At 31.5% G+C, this 18,374-nt stretch carries 17 protein-coding genes and 2 pseudogenes; 7 read left to right on the forward strand and 12 right to left on the reverse strand.

Going from position 1 to position 18,374, the window contains the following annotated elements; genetic code table 11:
* Positions 1–272: 272 nt before the first annotated feature.
* Positions 273–1,949, reverse strand: coding sequence for a thiol reductant ABC exporter subunit CydC (cydC, locus tag JG554_RS10750; protein ID WP_107360221.1), 1,677 nt, complete (start codon positions 1,947–1,949; stop codon positions 273–275).
* Positions 1,946–3,571 carry an ABC transporter ATP-binding protein/permease gene (locus tag JG554_RS10755; protein ID WP_203265302.1) on the reverse strand — a complete coding sequence of 542 codons (1,626 nt, stop codon included), beginning with the start codon at positions 3,569–3,571 and terminating at the stop codon, positions 1,946–1,948. The genes cydC and JG554_RS10755 overlap by 4 nt, the downstream gene beginning before the upstream one ends.
* A gap of 387 nt (positions 3,572–3,958) precedes the next feature.
* Here JG554_RS10755 and JG554_RS10760 point away from each other — a divergent pair, with 387 nt between their 5' ends.
* The 4 genes and pseudogenes from JG554_RS10760 to JG554_RS10775 all read left to right on the forward strand — a co-directional run bounded on the left by JG554_RS10760 (position 3,959) and on the right by JG554_RS10775 (position 6,734).
* Entirely contained in the window at positions 3,959–4,834 is an 876-nt protein-coding gene (locus tag JG554_RS10760) for an undecaprenyl-diphosphate phosphatase (RefSeq protein WP_107360223.1), read from the forward strand.
* Between the two features lie 160 nt (positions 4,835–4,994).
* Positions 4,995–5,694, forward strand: a pseudogene (locus JG554_RS10765) (hypothetical protein).
* 5 nt (positions 5,695–5,699) lie between these two features.
* Entirely contained in the window at positions 5,700–6,164 is a 465-nt protein-coding gene (locus JG554_RS10770; RefSeq protein ID WP_107360224.1) for a YaiI/YqxD family protein, read from the forward strand.
* Positions 6,165–6,167: 3 nt separating this feature from the next.
* Positions 6,168–6,734, forward strand: a complete 567-nt coding sequence (locus JG554_RS10775; protein ID WP_046207358.1) for an LOG family protein — start codon at positions 6,168–6,170, stop codon at positions 6,732–6,734.
* A 59-nt stretch (positions 6,735–6,793) separates the two neighbouring features.
* Here JG554_RS10775 and JG554_RS10780 read toward each other — a convergent pair whose 3' ends face one another.
* A complete protein-coding gene (locus JG554_RS10780) occupies positions 6,794–7,411 on the reverse strand; it encodes a LysE/ArgO family amino acid transporter (RefSeq protein WP_064209551.1) in 618 nt (205 codons plus the stop codon).
* Positions 7,412–7,716: 305 nt separating this feature from the next.
* On the opposite strand from JG554_RS10780, the pseudogene JG554_RS10785 reads away from it, so the two are divergent.
* Positions 7,717–9,147 (forward strand): annotated as a pseudogene (locus JG554_RS10785) (aminotransferase-like domain-containing protein).
* A 202-nt stretch (positions 9,148–9,349) separates the two neighbouring features.
* Here JG554_RS10785 and JG554_RS10790 read toward each other — a convergent pair.
* The 4 genes from JG554_RS10790 to JG554_RS10805 form a co-directional block, all read right to left on the reverse strand.
* A complete protein-coding gene (locus JG554_RS10790; protein WP_064209553.1) occupies positions 9,350–9,904 on the reverse strand; it encodes a GNAT family N-acetyltransferase in 555 nt (184 codons plus the stop codon).
* Between the two features lie 94 nt (positions 9,905–9,998).
* Positions 9,999–10,295 (reverse strand): hypothetical protein, encoded by a 297-nt coding sequence (locus JG554_RS10795; RefSeq protein WP_046207354.1) that lies wholly within the window; start codon positions 10,293–10,295, stop codon positions 9,999–10,001.
* A gap of 250 nt (positions 10,296–10,545) precedes the next feature.
* Positions 10,546–10,758 carry an SA0632 family lipoprotein gene (locus JG554_RS10800; RefSeq protein ID WP_046207353.1) on the reverse strand — a complete coding sequence of 71 codons (213 nt, stop codon included), beginning with the start codon at positions 10,756–10,758 and terminating at the stop codon, positions 10,546–10,548.
* Positions 10,759–10,811: 53 nt separating this feature from the next.
* Entirely contained in the window at positions 10,812–11,273 is a 462-nt protein-coding gene (locus JG554_RS10805; RefSeq protein ID WP_107360324.1) for a GNAT family N-acetyltransferase, read from the reverse strand.
* A 98-nt stretch (positions 11,274–11,371) separates the two neighbouring features.
* Here JG554_RS10805 and JG554_RS10810 point away from each other — a divergent pair, with 98 nt between their 5' ends.
* Positions 11,372–12,055 (forward strand): DUF1129 family protein, encoded by a 684-nt coding sequence (locus JG554_RS10810; protein ID WP_046207554.1) that lies wholly within the window; start codon positions 11,372–11,374, stop codon positions 12,053–12,055.
* A 76-nt stretch (positions 12,056–12,131) separates the two neighbouring features.
* Here the strand turns inward: JG554_RS10810 and JG554_RS10815 are convergent, their stop codons facing one another.
* The 5 genes from JG554_RS10815 to JG554_RS10835 form a co-directional block, all read right to left on the reverse strand.
* On the reverse strand, positions 12,132–13,292 hold the full coding sequence (locus tag JG554_RS10815) for an MFS transporter (protein WP_046207351.1): 1,161 nt from the start codon (positions 13,290–13,292) through the stop codon (positions 12,132–12,134).
* A 158-nt stretch (positions 13,293–13,450) separates the two neighbouring features.
* A complete protein-coding gene (locus JG554_RS10820; protein WP_107360323.1) occupies positions 13,451–13,939 on the reverse strand; it encodes a DUF456 domain-containing protein in 489 nt (162 codons plus the stop codon).
* Positions 13,940–13,945: 6 nt separating this feature from the next.
* Positions 13,946–15,154, reverse strand: a complete 1,209-nt coding sequence (locus JG554_RS10825) for a sugar efflux transporter (RefSeq protein WP_046207349.1) — start codon at positions 15,152–15,154, stop codon at positions 13,946–13,948.
* Between the two features lie 88 nt (positions 15,155–15,242).
* On the reverse strand, positions 15,243–16,097 hold the full coding sequence (locus tag JG554_RS10830) for a LysR family transcriptional regulator (RefSeq protein WP_046207348.1): 855 nt from the start codon (positions 16,095–16,097) through the stop codon (positions 15,243–15,245).
* Positions 16,098–16,267: 170 nt separating this feature from the next.
* A complete protein-coding gene (locus JG554_RS10835; protein ID WP_064209555.1) occupies positions 16,268–16,984 on the reverse strand; it encodes a ribonuclease FAU-1 family protein in 717 nt (238 codons plus the stop codon).
* A gap of 210 nt (positions 16,985–17,194) precedes the next feature.
* Between JG554_RS10835 and JG554_RS10840 the strand changes: the two genes are divergently transcribed.
* Positions 17,195–18,307, forward strand: coding sequence for a 5-methyltetrahydropteroyltriglutamate--homocysteine S-methyltransferase (locus JG554_RS10840; protein WP_064209556.1), 1,113 nt, complete (start codon positions 17,195–17,197; stop codon positions 18,305–18,307).
* Positions 18,308–18,374 lie beyond the last annotated feature (67 nt).

Here is an 18,374-nt window from a genome sequence, read left to right on the forward strand (position 1 = left end):
AATTGATTAATTAAATATATTGATTTAAAGCTAGAGTTTAGGACATTATTGATTTGTCCTAGGCTCTAGTTTATTTTAAAGCCCCACTTCTCAATTTATTGAGTTAGTGGGGCTTATGCATGAGCTACAGCTCAGGTACTCCTTTATTCCACTTCCCAACTTGTTGGGTTAGTGGGGCTTATGCATGAGCTACAGCTCAGGTTTTCGCTTTAAATCTTTAACATTTTCCATTTACAAATCAAGTACTTATATTGCTGTCTTTTGTTAAAAAGTCACACTTGATTTAACGTGACCATTTGATATAAATAGCCTTTATTTGATAGTAACGATTGGTAATCTCCTTGTTCTATGATTTTACCGTCAACCATAACCACGATTTTATCAAATTTTGGTAGTAATCGTAAATCATGTGTTGCCACGATTAGTGTTTGAGATTGCTTGTGAATTTCATCCATCACATGATTCGTATGATAAATATCTAACGCTGTTGTAGGCTCGTCCAACACCCAAATCGGAGCTTCTTTCAATAATAATCTTGCAATACCCATTCGTTGAATCTCACCGCCAGACAGTGTATTACCTGAAAGTGTGATGTGTCTATCTAATTCAATGTGCGATAAACCTAGTGTATCAAAAACTTCTTTGATTACTGCATCATCTTTATCAGTAAATAAATTATCACGTACTGTACCATCAAATAACTGTTGTGACTGTAACAGAGCATTAATCGAACTGTATTTATTTGAATCTAAAAGGGTTGTAATATCTTGATTATTTATTAAAACCACACCATTTTCACTTTGATAAAGTCCCAATATTAACTGTAATAAGGTACTCTTACCTGAGCCAGAAGGTCCAATAATTGCTACATGTTCACCTTCATGCACCCGTAATTTCAATTCTTTTAAAGTGTAATTCGATTGATTCCAATATTTAAAATCAACATTTTTAACTTCTACGAAAGGTTGATGCACATCACTTTCTAGTGATAGTGGTTGATTGCCTTGTTGCATTGGGTGAGCAATAACTTCATTAATATTGCTCAATGCTTCATCCGTCTCGGCTTTATAATAAGCCACATTACTCATAGGGATTGCTTGTTCGAATAATGTTAACATCATCAAAACAATACTTGTTAAGTAAACAACATCTAATTGTTGATTTTGCACTTGTATAACACCTAAATATAAAGTTGCAAATAAAGCAATCATTGAAACCAGATTCAAACTATATTCATATAATGATAAGAATCGTTGCTCTTTTGCTTGTGCTTGTTCATACTGATTCAATTGATTTAACACCCGATGTTGATAATATGCTGTTTGGTCAAATCTTGCAAGTTCTTGATACCCTTCTTTATAATCGTAAAATTGATTTAAAAATTGGTCTTGTACACGATTAACATCTCTTTTTAATAATTGTGCTTTTTTCGCGCTTAACCAAGGGATTAAAACCAATGTTATCAACATACTTAAAAAGATGATAATTGCATGAACAAATGAAAAGTAAAACGTCACAACCATTGCAATCATCGCCGTTAAACCAATGACTACTGGCGGATAATAAACTCTTAAATAAATATTTTGTAGTGCTTCTACGCTACCAACCATGCGTCCAAGTAAATCACTTGATTTAAATTTTCTATACACATCTGGCACGACAGGTATAATATGTTTGAAGAATTGTACTCTCACATTTCTCAACATAGTAAATGTGGCTCTGTGAGACAATAATCTTTCAATATATCTTGCAACAGCACGTATAAACCCAAACATTTTAACAGAAACAATTAAAACCATTAATGCAAACAATGGTGCCCCTAATGCACTTTGCGTCACCATATAACCACTCAAGAAAAACATGCTTAATGCAGTTAAACTGCCCAATATACCTACAATAATAGATAAAACCAAATCTTTATCTACCTTAAATTGAATATGTGGTCTCAACAAAAGTCACCACCTTTATACGCATTTTGCTCGATTACTTTTATAGCTTCAACGGAACCTTCATTAATTTTTATACGTCTATCTGCATTTTTTATTGTATGTTCTCTATGTGCGATGGTGATGATCGTCGTATTTTCAAACTTTCTGTTTATCACAGATTGAATGACATGCTCTGTTTGTACATCTAATCCCGTAGCAGGCTCATCGAATATCAGTACATCAGGTTGTAATAATAATAACCGTGACAGTTCAATTCTTCGCATCTGCCCTCCAGATAGCATCTCTCCACCTTCACCAATCCAAGTATCAATACCATTTTCTAACGCATTGACAACATGTTTTAAGTTAACATCGTCAAGCGCTTCTAAAATTTTATCTTTTTCAATTTTTTGGAACATTGTCATATTATCTCTTATAGACGCATTAAAAATATAGGGATGCTGACTCAAAAAACCAATTTTTAACTGTTGTTTATAAATAACAGAACCATATTGCGGTTTAAAATGTTGTGCTATAACTTGAGCTAAAGTAGATTTTCCAGCTCCACTATTTCCAATTAATGCAATATGTTCCCCTTCATAAATACTAATGTTGATATCTTCCAAAGCATGTTGCTGTGCATCATTGTATTTATAATATATATGCTCAAGCTGTATTAATGGCTTTTGATAACTATTCGTTTGCACTTGTGGTTTCACATAACCTTCTTGTCGATCTAATAAATCGAAGACAACATCACTTGAGCCTTCACTTTGCTTTCCAGTATGAAAAGATTGACCTAAATCTTTAATAGCATTATAAAATTCCGGTGCTAATATAATTGCTATGGCTGCTGTTTTAAAATCTATACTATTAAATAATATTAATCCTAACCCCGCTTCTAAAGCAACAAGGCCAATTCCAAGCATACTGATAAACTCTAACATCAAACCTGATAAAAAAGCACTTCTTAAAATACGCATTGTTAAATTTCGAAAAGTCGTACTTTCTTCATATAAAGATTGTTCTGTAGCTTCTGTTTTATTAAATAGTTTGAGAGTAATCAAACCCTTTATTTTATTTAAAAATTGTTGACTAAATTGATTTAAATAAGTCATTTTATCTTTTGACTCATCACGTGTTTTCAACCCAAAAATGATATAAAACATTGGTATAAATGGTGCTGTAACAATCATGATTAAAGCCGTGTTTAAATGTATGAAACACATTGCAATAATGATAAATAGTGGTATCATCATAGACTTAAAAACTTGAGGAAAGTAACTATTAAAGAATGGTGCTATACCATCTATATTTTCAGTCAATGTATTAATTTGAACACCAATAGGTTCTGAAGATTTATTTAAAATCAATTGACGTCGTAAATCATATTTAACGCGAGAAGACATACGATTACCTATCATTTGATTTATTGAGTTAAATGTCGCTCTTGCTAATAAAACAATTAATGTCACTAGTAGTAAAATTAACAAATCTTGATGTGTATGACGTAACATTGCATTTAAAATTTCTGCAATAGCAATGTTCTGAATGACTACAGTAATCGCTAATATTGTACTGATTACAAACATTAATATCGGATAAATTTTATATTTCATCGCTAAACTTGTTAATCTTTTCACAAATATCACCTGGTTCATATTATAAATGGAATGTATTAAAATGAAATGAATTGGCTCAAAAATTAATACATTTTTATTTACTTAATTCATATTTTTGCCATAATTATAATCAAATGATTGAATGCTTTAAATTCAAAAGAAAAAAGCAAACTTTTTATAATTATATAATTAATAAATTATAAATAAAAATTTGCAAAAAGAAGTTTGACTTTCTGAATAAAATTTACAATAATTTATCTTTTATCTCATTTAACTGAAGTAAGTACTTTTTCTCTCAGTCTTTAGTCCAAAATCTTATTTATCTATGGCACTTTATAATTTTAATGTGCTATTATTATAAAATGAAAATGAATAAACTATAATCCATATTATGAAAGTAGGTTAATTATGATATTGCTTGAATTGATAAAAGGAATCATTCTAGGAATTGTCGAAGGATTAACTGAGTTTGCACCTGTATCTTCTACTGGACATATGATTCTTGTAGATGATATGTGGTTAAAATCAACTCAATTTTTAGGTTCAGAATCTGCGTTTACCTTTAAAATTGTAATTCAACTCGGTTCTGTATTCGCAGGTGCCTGGGTATTCCGTGAACGTTATTTTGAAATGTTACATATAGGGAAATATAGATCTGAACCTATCGATGGCATCGGTCAAAAACCTAAACGCTTAAACTTACTACATATTATCGTTGGTATGATTCCAGCAGGTATACTTGGTTTAATGTTTGATGATGTTATTGAAAAATATTTATTTAGTGTCCCAACAGTCATGATTGGATTATTTATCGGTGCAATATATATGATTATTGCAGATATATACAGTAAAAAAGTTACGAATCCACAAACTGTAGACCAAATTAATTATTTCCAAGCTTTTGTAATTGGTTTATCCCAAGCTATCGCTATGTGGCCTGGTTTCAGTAGATCTGGTTCTACAATTTCTACAGGTGTGCTCATGAAAATGAACCATAAATCTGCTTCTGATTTCACATTTATTATGGCAGTTCCTGTAATGTTAGCAGCAAGTGGTTTATCTCTAGTCAAAAACTTTGAATATATTCATTTAAATCACATCGGTTTTTACTTCCTAGGGTTTATCACAGCATTTATCGTTGGTTTAATTGCCATTAAAACATTCTTATTCTTAATTAGTAAAATAAAATTGATTCCATTTGCTATTTATAGAATTGTATTAGTCATTATTATTGCAATCCTTTACTTTGGTTTTGGTATAGGTCAAGGAATCAGTGGACAATAAAACAGTTAGAGGCTGAGACAAGTAATTTGTCCAGCCTCTTCTTAAATTTCATGTCTAAAATTGCAGAAATAATTTCCATGAAAGTACGTGTATTTACCGTTTATTATGATGTATTATGGGGTAATAAGTAGATAGTATAAAATTATTGGAGGCAACGAGTATGGACAAAAAGCAATTAATTAAAACAATCATCACAGTAGCGCCTGTGTTTTTAGTACCGTTAATCGTTGAACGTAAACGTATTAAAGATCATCCAGATGTTAAAAAAGCTAGTGATGCAACTGCTAAAGCTTCAAAAACCGTAGCAAACAAATCTGTTCAAATTAAAGATACAGTAGTAGATAAATCTGCAAATGCAAAAGATTATGTTATTGATAAAAAACATAATATGGATCAAAAACGTGAATTAAAACGTATTGCTAAAGAACATGATCCTGCTTACATTGAGAAAAAAGGCGAAAAACTTGAAAAAGAGAATCGTAAAGAAGCAGACAAAATGAAGAAGAAATTACAAAAAATATTGATAAACGCCACAATGAAGAAGAAAAAAACGTCAAGATAATGAAAAACAACGCATTCAATCTATGAAAAAATCTAATAAACATATGGAAAAAGTTGGCATGACACCAGGAAAATTAGACAAAGAGACAGAACAAAAAGGCGAAAAACTTGAAAAAGAAAATCGCAAAGAAATAAATAAATTCAATAAAAAATTACAAAAAAATATTGATAAACGTCATAAAGAAGAAGACAAAGCTCGCGAAAAAAATAAAAAAGACCGTTTAGCGGAGTTCAAAAAATACAAAAATTATGTTGCTAAAAGCATTGTAAAGCAAAACAATGAAGAAAAAGGTAAATAATTATTATGACTCAAGTCATCATTGATGGAGATGCTTGTCCTGTTACCAATTCTGTTGTTGAATTGACAAAAGGGACAAGCATCTTTGTTACCATTGTCCGAAGCTTTAGTCATTTTTCTTCAAAAATGCAACCTGATCACGTCAATGTCATTTATGTTGATGATGGCCCGGATGCAGTCGACTATAAAATTGTTAAAATCACGCGATCAGAAGATATTGTAATAACACAGGATTATGGACTTGCAAGTTTATTATTAAACAAAGCTAAAGTTGTGATGCACCATAAAGGATTTATATTTGATCAAAATAATATCAACACTTTGTTAGAACAACGACATGCGAATGCACAATTTCGAAAAAGTGGCGGGCGCACTAAAGGCCCATCTGCTTTTACAACAGATGACATTGCGATATTTGAACAAAAATTTTTGTCTATAATTAATGATGTGTCATTATTTACGGAGGAATAAAGTATGAAAAAAATTGCTGTTTATTGCGGTGCTAGTAAAGGTAAAGATGAATCTTACATGAAACAAGCTTACCAATTAGGCACTTATATGGCTAAACATAACTATGAATTAGTATTTGGTGCTGGTTCTGTTGGAATTATGGGAGCTATTCAAGATGGCGTATTAGATCACGGAGGTAGTGCTATTGGCGTGATGCCAAATATGTTAAATGAACGAGAAATTACTAGTACGAGACTAAGCGAACTCATTTTAGTTGATTCTATGCATGAAAGAAAAAACAAAATGGCAGAATTAGCAGATGCGTTTGTCATGGCTCCAGGAGGCGCTGGTTCTTTAGAAGAATTCTTTGAAATGTATAGTTGGTCGCAAATCGGTATTCATGAAAAACCAATCGCTATCTATAATATCAACGGCTTTTTTGAGCCTTTGCAAACATTGATTGACCATATGATTCATGAAGGCTTTATCGATAAAAAATATCAATCGCTGGCACCACTGTGTAACAATCCTGAAGCACTGTTCGAAGCGATTCATAATTATGAACCATTAGGTATTAGAAGTTACGACTAAATTTTAAAAGCAGAGATATGTGTGCACTACAAATGCCACTACCTCTGCTTTTCTTATGCTTAAAATAGTATTGCCAGTAATTGTTTTAATATTATTAATGCAACAATCACAATAATTATTGCTGAAAATTTATTTAATATTAAAATATATTTGCCTCTTTTATCAATATTACCTACGACTTTACCTGCAATTGCCAAAAATATAAACCAGATCCAAGAAACAGCAATTGTCGTCATCGTAAAAACCATTTTATCCACGCCTTCATATATTGCTGCATTCGTTCCTATAACACCAATAGTATCCATAATTGCATGAGGATTTAATAATGAGACTGACATGGCAAATCCAATTTGCTTTCGCGCGGACATTGATTGATAACGTTCAAGCGTTTGTGGTTTTTCATGCCATAATGACCAAGCCATGTAACTAAGAAAGATAAAGCCGACACAATAAATTACGATTTGTAACATCGGTAGTGATAGTAATAAGACTGACACCCCTAATACAGCTAATACTATTAATAATGTATCACATAACCCTGCAGCTATAATTACTGGTATAGTCTTAATTAATTGTTTTTGGTTTGCTCCTTGGTTAAATACAAATACATTTTGTGCGCCTAAAGGTAAGATTAAACCCAAAGCTAAAAACAAACCATGAATCATTGGTTGCAACATATTATCTCCTCTTTCTTCAAAACTAAATTATCATTAAACCGTACCAGTTTTCACTCAAACTTAACTAACGCAAAAATATGATATTCATAATAAATAAGAATTATTTATCATTATGTATTTATTGACGCATGATACGTGTGCAGTCAATAAATGAATGAATCCTATACACTAACCATAAGCATTAAATATTCAAATATGAGTTATGACCATTTTTCTATATATAATCATGATACAATATATTTAATTGATTTTTACCAACCAGTTATAATTTTAAAAACCCACCAATTACTTAAAGGAGATTTAGCATGTTCATGCCAAAATATAAAGCAATTATTGATGATATACTTTCGAAGATTAAAAATGGTGATTTAGAAGCAGGTATGAAATTACCTTCTCAGAGAAATTTGGCAGCTCAATATCGCGTCAATCGTTCAACTATTATTCAGTCTTTAGAAATACTACAAAGTTATGGAATTTTAGAAAGCAAAGCACGTAAAGGGTTATACGTTTCGAAAAGTAATTGGAATACTTATATTAATCATAATATGAATTGGCATGACTACATTAAAAATGGCGCTTCTAAAAATAATCAATACTTTATACAACGAATTAACGAATTAGAATTCGATGCGCATATCTTACGTTTAAGTACTGGTGAACTCAGTCCACAATTAATCCCAAACAAGCAATTTCAAGATATTTTTTCAAAACAAACGACTACTGCACTTAAAACTAATTATGAACACCCCTTAGGTAATTTAAATTTAAGAAAAGCAATTGTAAATCATGTTAAAAAATTGGGGATTGAATGTGATGAAGCAAACATTTGCGTCACTTCAGGTGCATTGCAAGGATTAAAACTCATCGCTGATGGTTTACTGATTCCAAATTCAAAGATAATTATAGAAACGCCCTCATATATAAATTCTGTGCATACATGGCATAACATTCGAGCAGATCTTAGGTTTTTGACAATATCTAAAATCAAACAACAAATTAACACTATTTTCAATGCTAAAACACTATATAAAAATAGCATTTTTTATTGTATACCGACTTTACATAACCCTACACAACACGCATATACGCAAACAGAAAAATATAAATTAATTCAACAATGCCAAAAAACAGGAATCCCTATAGTAGAAGATGACGTTTATGGCGACTTGTGGTTCGAAGGAGATCGTCCTCAACCTTTAAAGTCATTAGAAGAGAATGATAATATCCTATATATTAGTAGTTTATCTAAAACAGTAAGTCCTGGTTTAAGGGTAGGATGGATTATAGGTAAACCATCAGTTGTTATGCACTTAGCGGATTTGAAAATGCAAAATGATTATGGTGCCAGTTCATTATCACAATTTATCGCAACTGAATGGCTAAATAACCCTTTATACCATGAACAACATGTAAATTATTTAAAACAAGCACTTATAGAGAGACGTGATAAATTTTTAGCATCTTTAAATCAACATTTTTAAGATTTAGGTACTTGGTCCATACCTAAAGGTTCTTATTATATTTGGTTCAAATTAAATGTACCAATAAACATGAAAGAACTGTTCGATTTAGCGATACAAAATCAAATTTTAATTAATCCAGGCGAAATTTATGATAAAAACGCACAATATCATATAAGATTTTCTTATTCCTATATAAACATTGAAGATATAGAATTCGCATTACAAAAATTAAGCCAACTTATTAAAAAACTAACATCAAGCAAAACACTTTAAAACACAATCACCATACCGCTTTTATGTCATGCTGACGCCTAGGGAAATGATATGAATGAGAGACTAATGGCTTGAATCACATTCCCAGGCAGGCATGGACGATACAAAATCATAGTAAACAAAAAGACTAATCCATATATTAAAAATTGGATTAGTCTTTTTCATAAGAATAGGATTTATACCCCATTACTTATTTACAATTTTATTTTGCTTGTTTTGTTAAATCTTTATAATATCTAACATGTCTTTTAAGTGGATGATACTTACTTAATTCTGGATATTCAAAGAAATCATATAGTTTCATACCTATTTTTTCCATAACCTTACGTGAAGGTTCATTATTTTCTGAAGTAAATGCATAGACCTCGTTAATCCCCTGCTGTTTTGCATATTCGAGTACCGCTTCTGCACCTTCAGTAGCGAAACCATTCCCCCACACTTCGGGGATCAAACGCCAACCGATTTCATAGAATGGTAGCTCATCAAACGTATACTTGCTGGCTTTAGGTACATAGTTCAATCCGATAAAACCAAGCCATCCATTTGTTTCTTTTAATTCAACAGCAAAAAGGCCTATATCATGATTGATAATAATATCATTCATCTTTTTCATATCATGTTCTGAACGTCGAAAACTTAATAAACTTGGAAAATATCTACGGACTTGGTGATTCGCGTTCATCTGCTGAAATGGAAGTAAATCTTCTGCTTGCCAGTCCCGTAACCTTAAACGCTCAGTTTCTATATAAACTGTCATACTGTTACACCTCTAAACTGGAAATTAAATTTCTATAGAAAATAACGCGTTATGATTATTCTCATACCGCGCTATCACATGGATTAAACATTGCTTATGCTCTTGAAATATAGCTAATCAATTCAACGTTTACAGCTACTTCTTTCAACCGACCACGTTCACTTTTGGGCGCCGTAAATGTTGCATCTATGAAATCATTTTTATGATTTAATTTGTAAGTAGCTACAAATGTATCTGTATCAGATTCAAAATTGGGTAAATGTGCAATAACACGTTTAATTTCACCAGTCGAATCTTTGATTTCTCTACCAGTAATACTTTCAATTTCTCTACCTAATTCTGGGAGCGTAATTGAACGCCCTTCTAATAATACAAAATCTTTTTCATGCATCGTTATTCCCTCTTTCTCCTAATGAAAAATGATTATTTATAAACTGCATATAATAAATGATTCATTATAAAGTCACACTTAATATAAAGTAATACTAAACAACTGACTCATAATTTCAAATCTATTTTTTAGAAACTTTTATATTCATTACGTTAATGATACCCATTATAACAATTTGTAAAACGATAGTACAATAATTTCCTGGGAAATATTGCATGAAATCCATTTGTAACGCAATTAGTATAGAAGCTTATGTTTCAGCATTAACATCTTTTTCCAAATTCTTCGACTTATCTTTCAGTTTATCTTTCTCTTTTTCTAAGTCTTCTTTTTGTTTTTTCAAATCTTTATTTTGTTTTTCCAATTTATCAATATCTTTCTCTAACGTTGCTTTTTCATCATTTTTCCCACATGCAGTCAATAAGACAGTGGATGCTAGTATGAGTGCTAAACATTTCTTCATGTAAGAACTCCTTTTGTTAATTTCATAATAATAATATAATTTTATCATTATTTTTACTCATCTTCATCATTTATTCTTAATCTTTTATTCATAGTCACCGTACTTATATAGTATCCAAGTTTAAAATTCAAATTTTTCATGGCATGGTTGTGATTGACTACCGTACTTTCAATTTCTGAAGCACCCCTCCTATATGCCCATATTTCAACCTCTTTTTTTAATGCTTTCGCGATACCTTGATTTCGATTGTCTTCCGAAACATACATCATTTCAATAATAACCTTTTGATATTGCTTTATATATCTTGCCCAAATAAAAGCAATCATTTGTTGGTCTTGTATTTCGGTAATCACAACATCAGTATTGGCTAATAATCCATTTTCAATCATTTCTTTGCGTAATGCAACAGAAATAGTAGTGTTTTGATAATGCTCATACTGTTGGTTAAGTTGTTGTTCATGAATTTCCGCAATTTCATTTAAATATTGTTGATGTGATTGTTTTAAATACTCCATTATTACTCCTTTGAAAGTGTTATTGATTTATAATACTATTTTCGTCATAATTAGCATTATAAATATATTTTATACATAAGAAGGAATGCCAAATGCCAATGAAATCTACTGATAAATTAATGCGTGAAAACAATGTGAAAGCATTACGCTTAAATAATACAGACAGAGATACGTTTGAAAACTACATGACTTATGTCAGAGCTGATTTGAGTGTCAACCCACATGATTCTGAAAAAATGTTAAACCGTGTTTTAAATCAGTTATTAGAAGCTGAAAAGGATGGCACATTAGCAATGGAATTCTTTGATCACGATCCTAAAGCCCATGCCAAAAGAGAACTTAGACGTTTACCAAATGAAACAATAAGAAACATTTTCAAATACATTATGCGTCATATTATGCTTTTTGTGGGTATTTTTTGTTTTCTCAAAGGGTTTGCTGGATTTTTTATTGGTGCAAAACGACTATATTTATATACTTTCCCGCTTACTTTAATCGTAGGTATTGCTATCATATTTTTCTTTATTTGGATGTTATTTAAAACTGTACAAATACGTTGTTTTAATACATCACACTTATCTTGGTTATTAACATATCTCGTTTTACTTTTATCTGTATGTGGAATATTTTATGTCTTTTTCATTCCACAGATGTTTTTAACTGTAGGCCCTTATTTATTAATTAGCAATTGGACTTTTATTATCATTTCATTTATATTCATTCCAATCGCATTATATATCGATCATCATTTTACTAATAAAAACACCAATGCTTCATTATAAATACTATTAAAAAACACGTTAGCACAAGCTTCTAAAATTCGAGAAGTGGCTGACGTGTTTTTAGTTTATGTTTCACCTATGTTGTTATATTTTCTTTCTTTTCTATTGCAATATTGATAAATAAGAAAATAAGACCAATCACTGTTAGTATCGGCGCAATTAAACTTAACGATGCAACTGGTAAATTTGTTACCACGACACCTCCGATAAATGCACCCAAAGCATTACCTAAATTAAATGCTGATTGGTTAAGTGTACTCGCAAGTGTTGGTGCATCTTGTGAAATTAACGTACTTTTATATTGTAGTGACGGACTCATACTGAAACCGATGAGACCGAAAAAGAAAATACCTGCTACCATTAATAACCCATTCATTTGCACAAAGTATAATAAAATGAAATATAAAATAAATACACTAAATATTATTTTTAATGCCTTATTTAAATTCCAATCTGCAAGCTTTCCACCTACAACATTACCTAATGTGACTCCAATACCAAATATAATCAATAAATATGAGATTAAATTTTCTTGTACATGTGACACATCAATGAGCACTGTTGATATATAAGTAAAGTAAGCAAATACACTACTAAATCCGAATAATGTAACAGCTAAGGTTAACCATAAACGTTTTTCTTTTAAAATTTTCAGTTCATTTAATACAGATGATTTAACTGTTTCTTTTTTCATCGGTACAAATATGATAATACCTATTAATGCTAAAGCTCCGATGACTGATATAATAATAAATGTCATTGGCCAACCAAAGTTTTGTCCGATTAAAGTTCCAAACGGCACGCCTAAAATATTACTCATGCTTAAGCCCATAAACATTAATGCCATCGCACTCGCACGCTTTTCTGGCTTAACCATACTCGCTGCTAATATTGAACCTATACCAAAAAATGAACCGTGAGCTAATGAAGTAATAATTCGACTCGTCATCATAAAGCCATAATTCGGGCTAAATGAGGCTGCAATATTTCCTACAATAAATATCGCCATTAATGCCAACAATAAATATTTTCTATTCCATTTAATTGTTAACATCACAATGATAGGCCCACCGATAGCTACACCTAAAGCATAACCTGTAATCAGTTGCCCTGCTTGGCTTACACTGACATCAAAATCTCTAGCAATGTTTGGCAATAATCCCATAATTACAAACTCTGTCATTCCGATTGCAAAAGCACCGATTGCAAGCATCCATATAGCAATTGGATATTTCATTTAAGACTCCCTTCCTTTTCCACTTTTTAACACATGTGAGTGATTATACTAAAGTAGTAATTACGAAAACAAGAAGATTGCTTAAATTTCACTTTATTTATGCTATAAGTGCGCTCACCATGATTGTACACCGTTTGTAATATCTTTCATCATATTGATTAATTGATTAATAATGCATCTATGAAAAACCAAACAACCATAATAATCATTATTATCGCTTGAGCGATGGAACTTGCTAAAAATGCTATTACTGAGCCAAAACTTGCCTTTAAAGCTTTAGAAAAATTCGGCTCTTGTATAAATTCAACTACTAACACAGCTATAAATGGAATAATAATTATTCCAAATGGTGGAAAGACAAAACAGCCTACAATAACACCAATCAACGCTGCATACTCACTTAATTTTGATCCGCCGAACTTGCTGACAAAATATTTATTCATAATGAAATCTGCAATAATGATAAATATTGTGAACAATGCCATCGATACATAAAATATCCAAGACAGATGATGATTGTCAAATCCGAATTGATAAATTAAGAAACCAATCCATAATACAAGTACTGACGGTATGATTGGCTTTATTAAACCAATAAACGCTAAAATAAATGATGCTATAATGCATAACCATAAAATCAATGTCATTTCTATCTACTCCATACTTTCTTCTGTAAATTTTTGTTCTTTTGTAAAATATATTAAAATCATACCTAAAAATATTGAACCTGCAGAAACAAAGAACACATTACCTAAGCCTACCCAGTGACTCATTATACCACCGAGAAGATTACCACATAATTGTCCGATAACCATCGCATTCGCAAATAATGTAGATGCATAACCAGGAAAATCAGGTAAAATATCTTGGAAGTAACTAATCCCTAATCCAAGTAAAATAGCTAGAAAAATAGCTAGAAACACCTGTCCTATTATCATCATGATCAGACTATTAAATACGCCAATACTAAAATAAAATAATCCTCCGAATAATCCCCCAAGTATCAATAGCGTACGTGTCGACAATTTAGCAGATAAAATGCCTAGTATGACCATGAAAGGTACTTCAAGTCCTGCACAAATACTAGCTAGCACACCTACTCGACTTTCTGGTTCTTTCAAAAAGTTCGTCACATACAATGGCATATTCAACGTGTACATCCATTGTCCTATATGTAATAAAATAAAAGCTAAAAAGGGTACAAATAAGACCTTGTCACGCAACATATTAGGTGCCGCCGCTTCAACATGTGTACTATCTGCTACTGTATGCTTTGTTTGAATATCTTTAAAGAAAAAAACTTGTAATAATAGTGTGAATAATATGATTGTTATCGTTCCGCCAAATAAACCCGCATATCCTTTAAAACTGAGTAACAATGCACCAATAAGTGGACCGAACAAGAAACCAAATGAAAACATTGAACGTAATACAGCGTTAGCAAATTTCGCTCTGTCCTTTGATGTAGAAGTATTGATTGATTCTCTTGCTGACGCATACATTTGAGGCATGGCTGGGGCAAAACAACCTTGGAAAATGGCATACATTACTATAAAAACCCAGATTTCATGAATGTAAAAATAAATTGAAAAGCTGACTGCCCCCATAAAAAGTGCAGTAATAATAATTGTCTTTCTGTTGATACTATGTGTATCAGAAAAGCGTGCTACAATTGTATTCATTGTAAATTGGCTAATTGCAGCTAATGCTAATAGCAACCCATATTGGCTAGAAGTCATACCTAAATCATTTGTAGCAAATAATACCAGATACGGTACAGTAATGGCGATGCCCATACCTAACATCATCATATTAACGACAAATAATTTGTAATTTTTTATATGTAACAATTCACTAAACATTTAGCGTCCTCTATTCCTATTAAATTCATATAACTCTTCATAAAGTTATATTTATCAATGAACCAAAATATTCAATTATCTAAAATTGTTATTCCACGTATTCCATTATTAAATTAATAAATGAATCAACTTGCGGCAACTGTAACATGCTTGGATCATAGCTCAAATAAGTAGAACGAATCAGCGGTTTATCGTCTATATCTACGCGTTGAAACGCAAACTGTTCCCTATCTAAGTGTTTCATCATGATTTCCGGCAATATGGTCACGCCAACGCCATTTAATAACATTTCTTTACATGTCGCCACTTGATCAACCGTAATCATCGCATGATAATCTTGACCAATTTGGCTGCCATACCATTCTTTAATTTGATTAATGTATATAGGATCAGCCTGAAATTCGATAAACGGCATCTTTTCTACTTCATCATTACGATTTTTAGGATGTATAAAATAATGTTCGTCATTAAATAAATGCGTGTTGCTTAAATTCATCATTTTATTCCCACGAATAATCATCACATGGTAATCTCTATGATTAGCTTTAATTTGTTCACTCGACCCTACTTGAACTTGGATTTCTACATTTGGAAATTGTCGTGTATACAAATTCAATACTACCGGCAACAACGTTTGCCCTATTAAGGATGAACAACCAATAGAAATCGTACCATTTACTTCACCGATATGTGCTTGCATCTTATCTAAAAACAGACGCTCTCTATTCAACATATCACGTGCATGTTCAATAATCATCATGCCTTCAGTCGTCGTTATTAATTGTTTTTTTGTACGAATGAATATGTCGACGCCAAATGCATTTTCTATCGCTTTTAATCGTTGTGTTACTGCTGGTTGAGAGATGTATAAAATTTCCGCTGCTTTTCTGAGCGTTTTCGTCTCATCTAATGTAGTTAACAAGCGATAATCGTCAATCTTCATAATTATCCCCCTATTTTTTACAAATACTAAATATCTTTATTTATGGTGGCCTTACTTTTATTTACATTGCGCTAATAAATTACTTTTAATACGCTTCAATTCTCGCAGTGTTTACTATAACATGGTTAACGCTTGACTAATATAGGGAATTTTTTATAACAATTTCAAGATTATTGAGATGCATTAGAATCTTTTATCTTACTTTGATGTGATTTGCTATTATCTTGATTAGAATGATTATGATGCTTATTGTAATTTTTTATTGGCTTATGTTTAGCCTCATTGTACACAACGTTTTTATGCTTTTTGCCTTTAAATTTATGTTTATTAAAAGAGGATTGCTTTTGAGATTTCGACTTTTGTTTTATTTTATGGAAACAATACATAATTTTATTCTGCATAGTTGTAAAATCTGTATCAATTTTAATCATTAACTGATGCGCGATAATATAAGCTTCGTGATATTGCTTCTTGGTTATTTGGCCTTGGTTTAACGCGCGTAACAAATCGTCTTCATCAACAAGTTCGTATTCTCCATTAGGTAATGCTAATACGTCCAAGCATAAATCAATCGTACGTGCATTTCCTTTTTGCGTAACGTTTTTAATATTTATGTCAAAGTAATATTCTAATGGATTGCCATTGTCGTCTAACATCACTGTGATACTATAACGTTTTTTTTCAGGTAATATTTGTAACCACTGATAGTTATCATCAGCCACAACAATATTTTGTCCTACGACCGATACTTCTAGAGGTTCACGTACCTTTTTCATCGTTACTAACCCAATAATACCTTTAAATTTGTTATTATTCACTTTGACTTCCGTATATTCTCGGTCAATGATGCGACGCCAGTGACGTTTATCAATATATTTTACTTTCACTGCCACCAACTCCTTGTCATTATTATATAAAACTGAACCTTACATGTCATCTTATGTTTGTTACATTTAAATTTTTAATTAATAGCGAGTAAATAATTATGTTTATTGTACTATATTTCATAGTGTAAAAGCGAAATTGACAATTGTTGAGAAGTTTGTTAAATTTTTAATATATTTTTCAGAAAATTCTTTAAAAAGGGAGATAGCCATATGTCAACGTCACAAAGACCATTTAGAGCAGATCACGTAGGAAGTTTACTACGTCCACAACGTTTAAAAGATGCACGTAAAGATTATCAAAATAACGTTATTAATGCTCAAACATTAAAAAATATAGAAGATGAGGAAATTGAACGCATCATAGATAAACAACTAGAAATTGGCTTACATAGTATTACTGATGGTGAATTCCGCAGAAGTTGGTGGCATTTTGATTTCTTAGAAAACTTAGATGGTGTTGAAGGTTACACATCAGAGCGTGGTTTAACATTTGAAGGTGTAGAAACTAGAAATCACAACGTCAAGGTGGTTGATAAAGTTACATTTAACCCAAATCATCCCCATTTTGAACACTTTAAATTTTTATATGAAAAGGTAAATGGCCGTGCAACGGCAAAAGTTTCTATTCCAAGTCCAAATCAATTGTTCCATCCTAATATTTTAAACGAAGATATTTATCCTGATATCAATGATTTTGCGCATGATGTAGCAAAAGCTTATCACGATAGTTTACTAAAATTCTATGATCTCGGTGCACGTTATATACAACTAGATGATGTGTATTGGGCAAATTTAACATCAGGAACACAAAACACACGTGGGCGTGATAGAAGTGAATCTGAAAAAGAAGTTGCACGTCAACTCGCTTATAAAGTTATCAATGAAGCAATCAGTGGTTTACCAGAAGATTTATTGATCACAACACATATTTGTCGTGGAAATTATCAATCTACGTGGGCTATTTCTGGTGGTTATGAACCAATCGCTCCATATCTATTTAAAGAACAATTAGATGGTTTCTTCTTAGAATATGATGATAATCGCTCAGGTGATTTCGAACCTTTAAGATTTTTCCCAGAAGATCGTTCATTTGCAGTGTTGGGATTATTCACATCAAAAAATGGTGAATTAGAAGATAAAACCACTATTTTAAAACGTATAAAAGAAGCACAAAACTATATAGATTTAGAACAAATTTGTCTAAGTCCACAATGTGGCTTTGCTTCTACTGAAGAAGGCAATAAATTAACTGAAGAAGAACAGTGGAAAAAGTTAGCTTATATTGTTGAAATTGCTAATGAAGTTTTTGGTACATCAAAATAATATTTAAAAAACTCGTATTACTTTCACAACTGTTTTAACGAGAAAGTAATACGAGTTTTCCTTTATA

It is taken from the genome of Staphylococcus sp. 11-B-312 (assembly GCF_016743055.1).
GTDB classification, from domain to species: Bacteria; Bacillota; Bacilli; order Staphylococcales; family Staphylococcaceae; genus Staphylococcus; species Staphylococcus ureilyticus.

Excerpts from the sequence above, each read along its gene's own strand:
- JG554_RS10820 (WP_107360323.1), bottom strand. The coding sequence starts at position 13,939 with ATGACATTGATTTTATGGTTATGCATTATAGCATCATTTATTTTAGCG.
- JG554_RS10810 (WP_046207554.1), top strand. The coding sequence starts at position 11,372 with ATGAAATCTACTGATAAATTAATGCGTGAAAACAATGTGAAAGCATTA.
- JG554_RS10770 (WP_107360224.1), top strand. The coding sequence starts at position 5,700 with ATGACTCAAGTCATCATTGATGGAGATGCTTGTCCTGTTACCAATTCT.
- JG554_RS10790 (WP_064209553.1), bottom strand. The coding sequence starts at position 9,904 with ATGACAGTTTATATAGAAACTGAGCGTTTAAGGTTACGGGACTGGCAA.
- JG554_RS10775 (WP_046207358.1), top strand. The coding sequence starts at position 6,168 with ATGAAAAAAATTGCTGTTTATTGCGGTGCTAGTAAAGGTAAAGATGAA.
- JG554_RS10805 (WP_107360324.1), bottom strand. The coding sequence starts at position 11,273 with ATGGAGTATTTAAAACAATCACATCAACAATATTTAAATGAAATTGCG.
- JG554_RS10830 (WP_046207348.1), bottom strand. The coding sequence starts at position 16,097 with ATGAAGATTGACGATTATCGCTTGTTAACTACATTAGATGAGACGAAA.
- JG554_RS10800 (WP_046207353.1), bottom strand. The coding sequence starts at position 10,758 with ATGAAGAAATGTTTAGCACTCATACTAGCATCCACTGTCTTATTGACT.
- JG554_RS10840 (WP_064209556.1), top strand. The coding sequence starts at position 17,195 with ATGTCAACGTCACAAAGACCATTTAGAGCAGATCACGTAGGAAGTTTA.
- JG554_RS10815 (WP_046207351.1), bottom strand. The coding sequence starts at position 13,292 with ATGAAATATCCAATTGCTATATGGATGCTTGCAATCGGTGCTTTTGCA.
- JG554_RS10780 (WP_064209551.1), bottom strand. The coding sequence starts at position 7,411 with ATGTTGCAACCAATGATTCATGGTTTGTTTTTAGCTTTGGGTTTAATC.
- JG554_RS10760 (WP_107360223.1), top strand. The coding sequence starts at position 3,959 with ATGATATTGCTTGAATTGATAAAAGGAATCATTCTAGGAATTGTCGAA.
- JG554_RS10795 (WP_046207354.1), bottom strand. The coding sequence starts at position 10,295 with ATGCATGAAAAAGATTTTGTATTATTAGAAGGGCGTTCAATTACGCTC.
- JG554_RS10825 (WP_046207349.1), bottom strand. The coding sequence starts at position 15,154 with ATGTTTAGTGAATTGTTACATATAAAAAATTACAAATTATTTGTCGTT.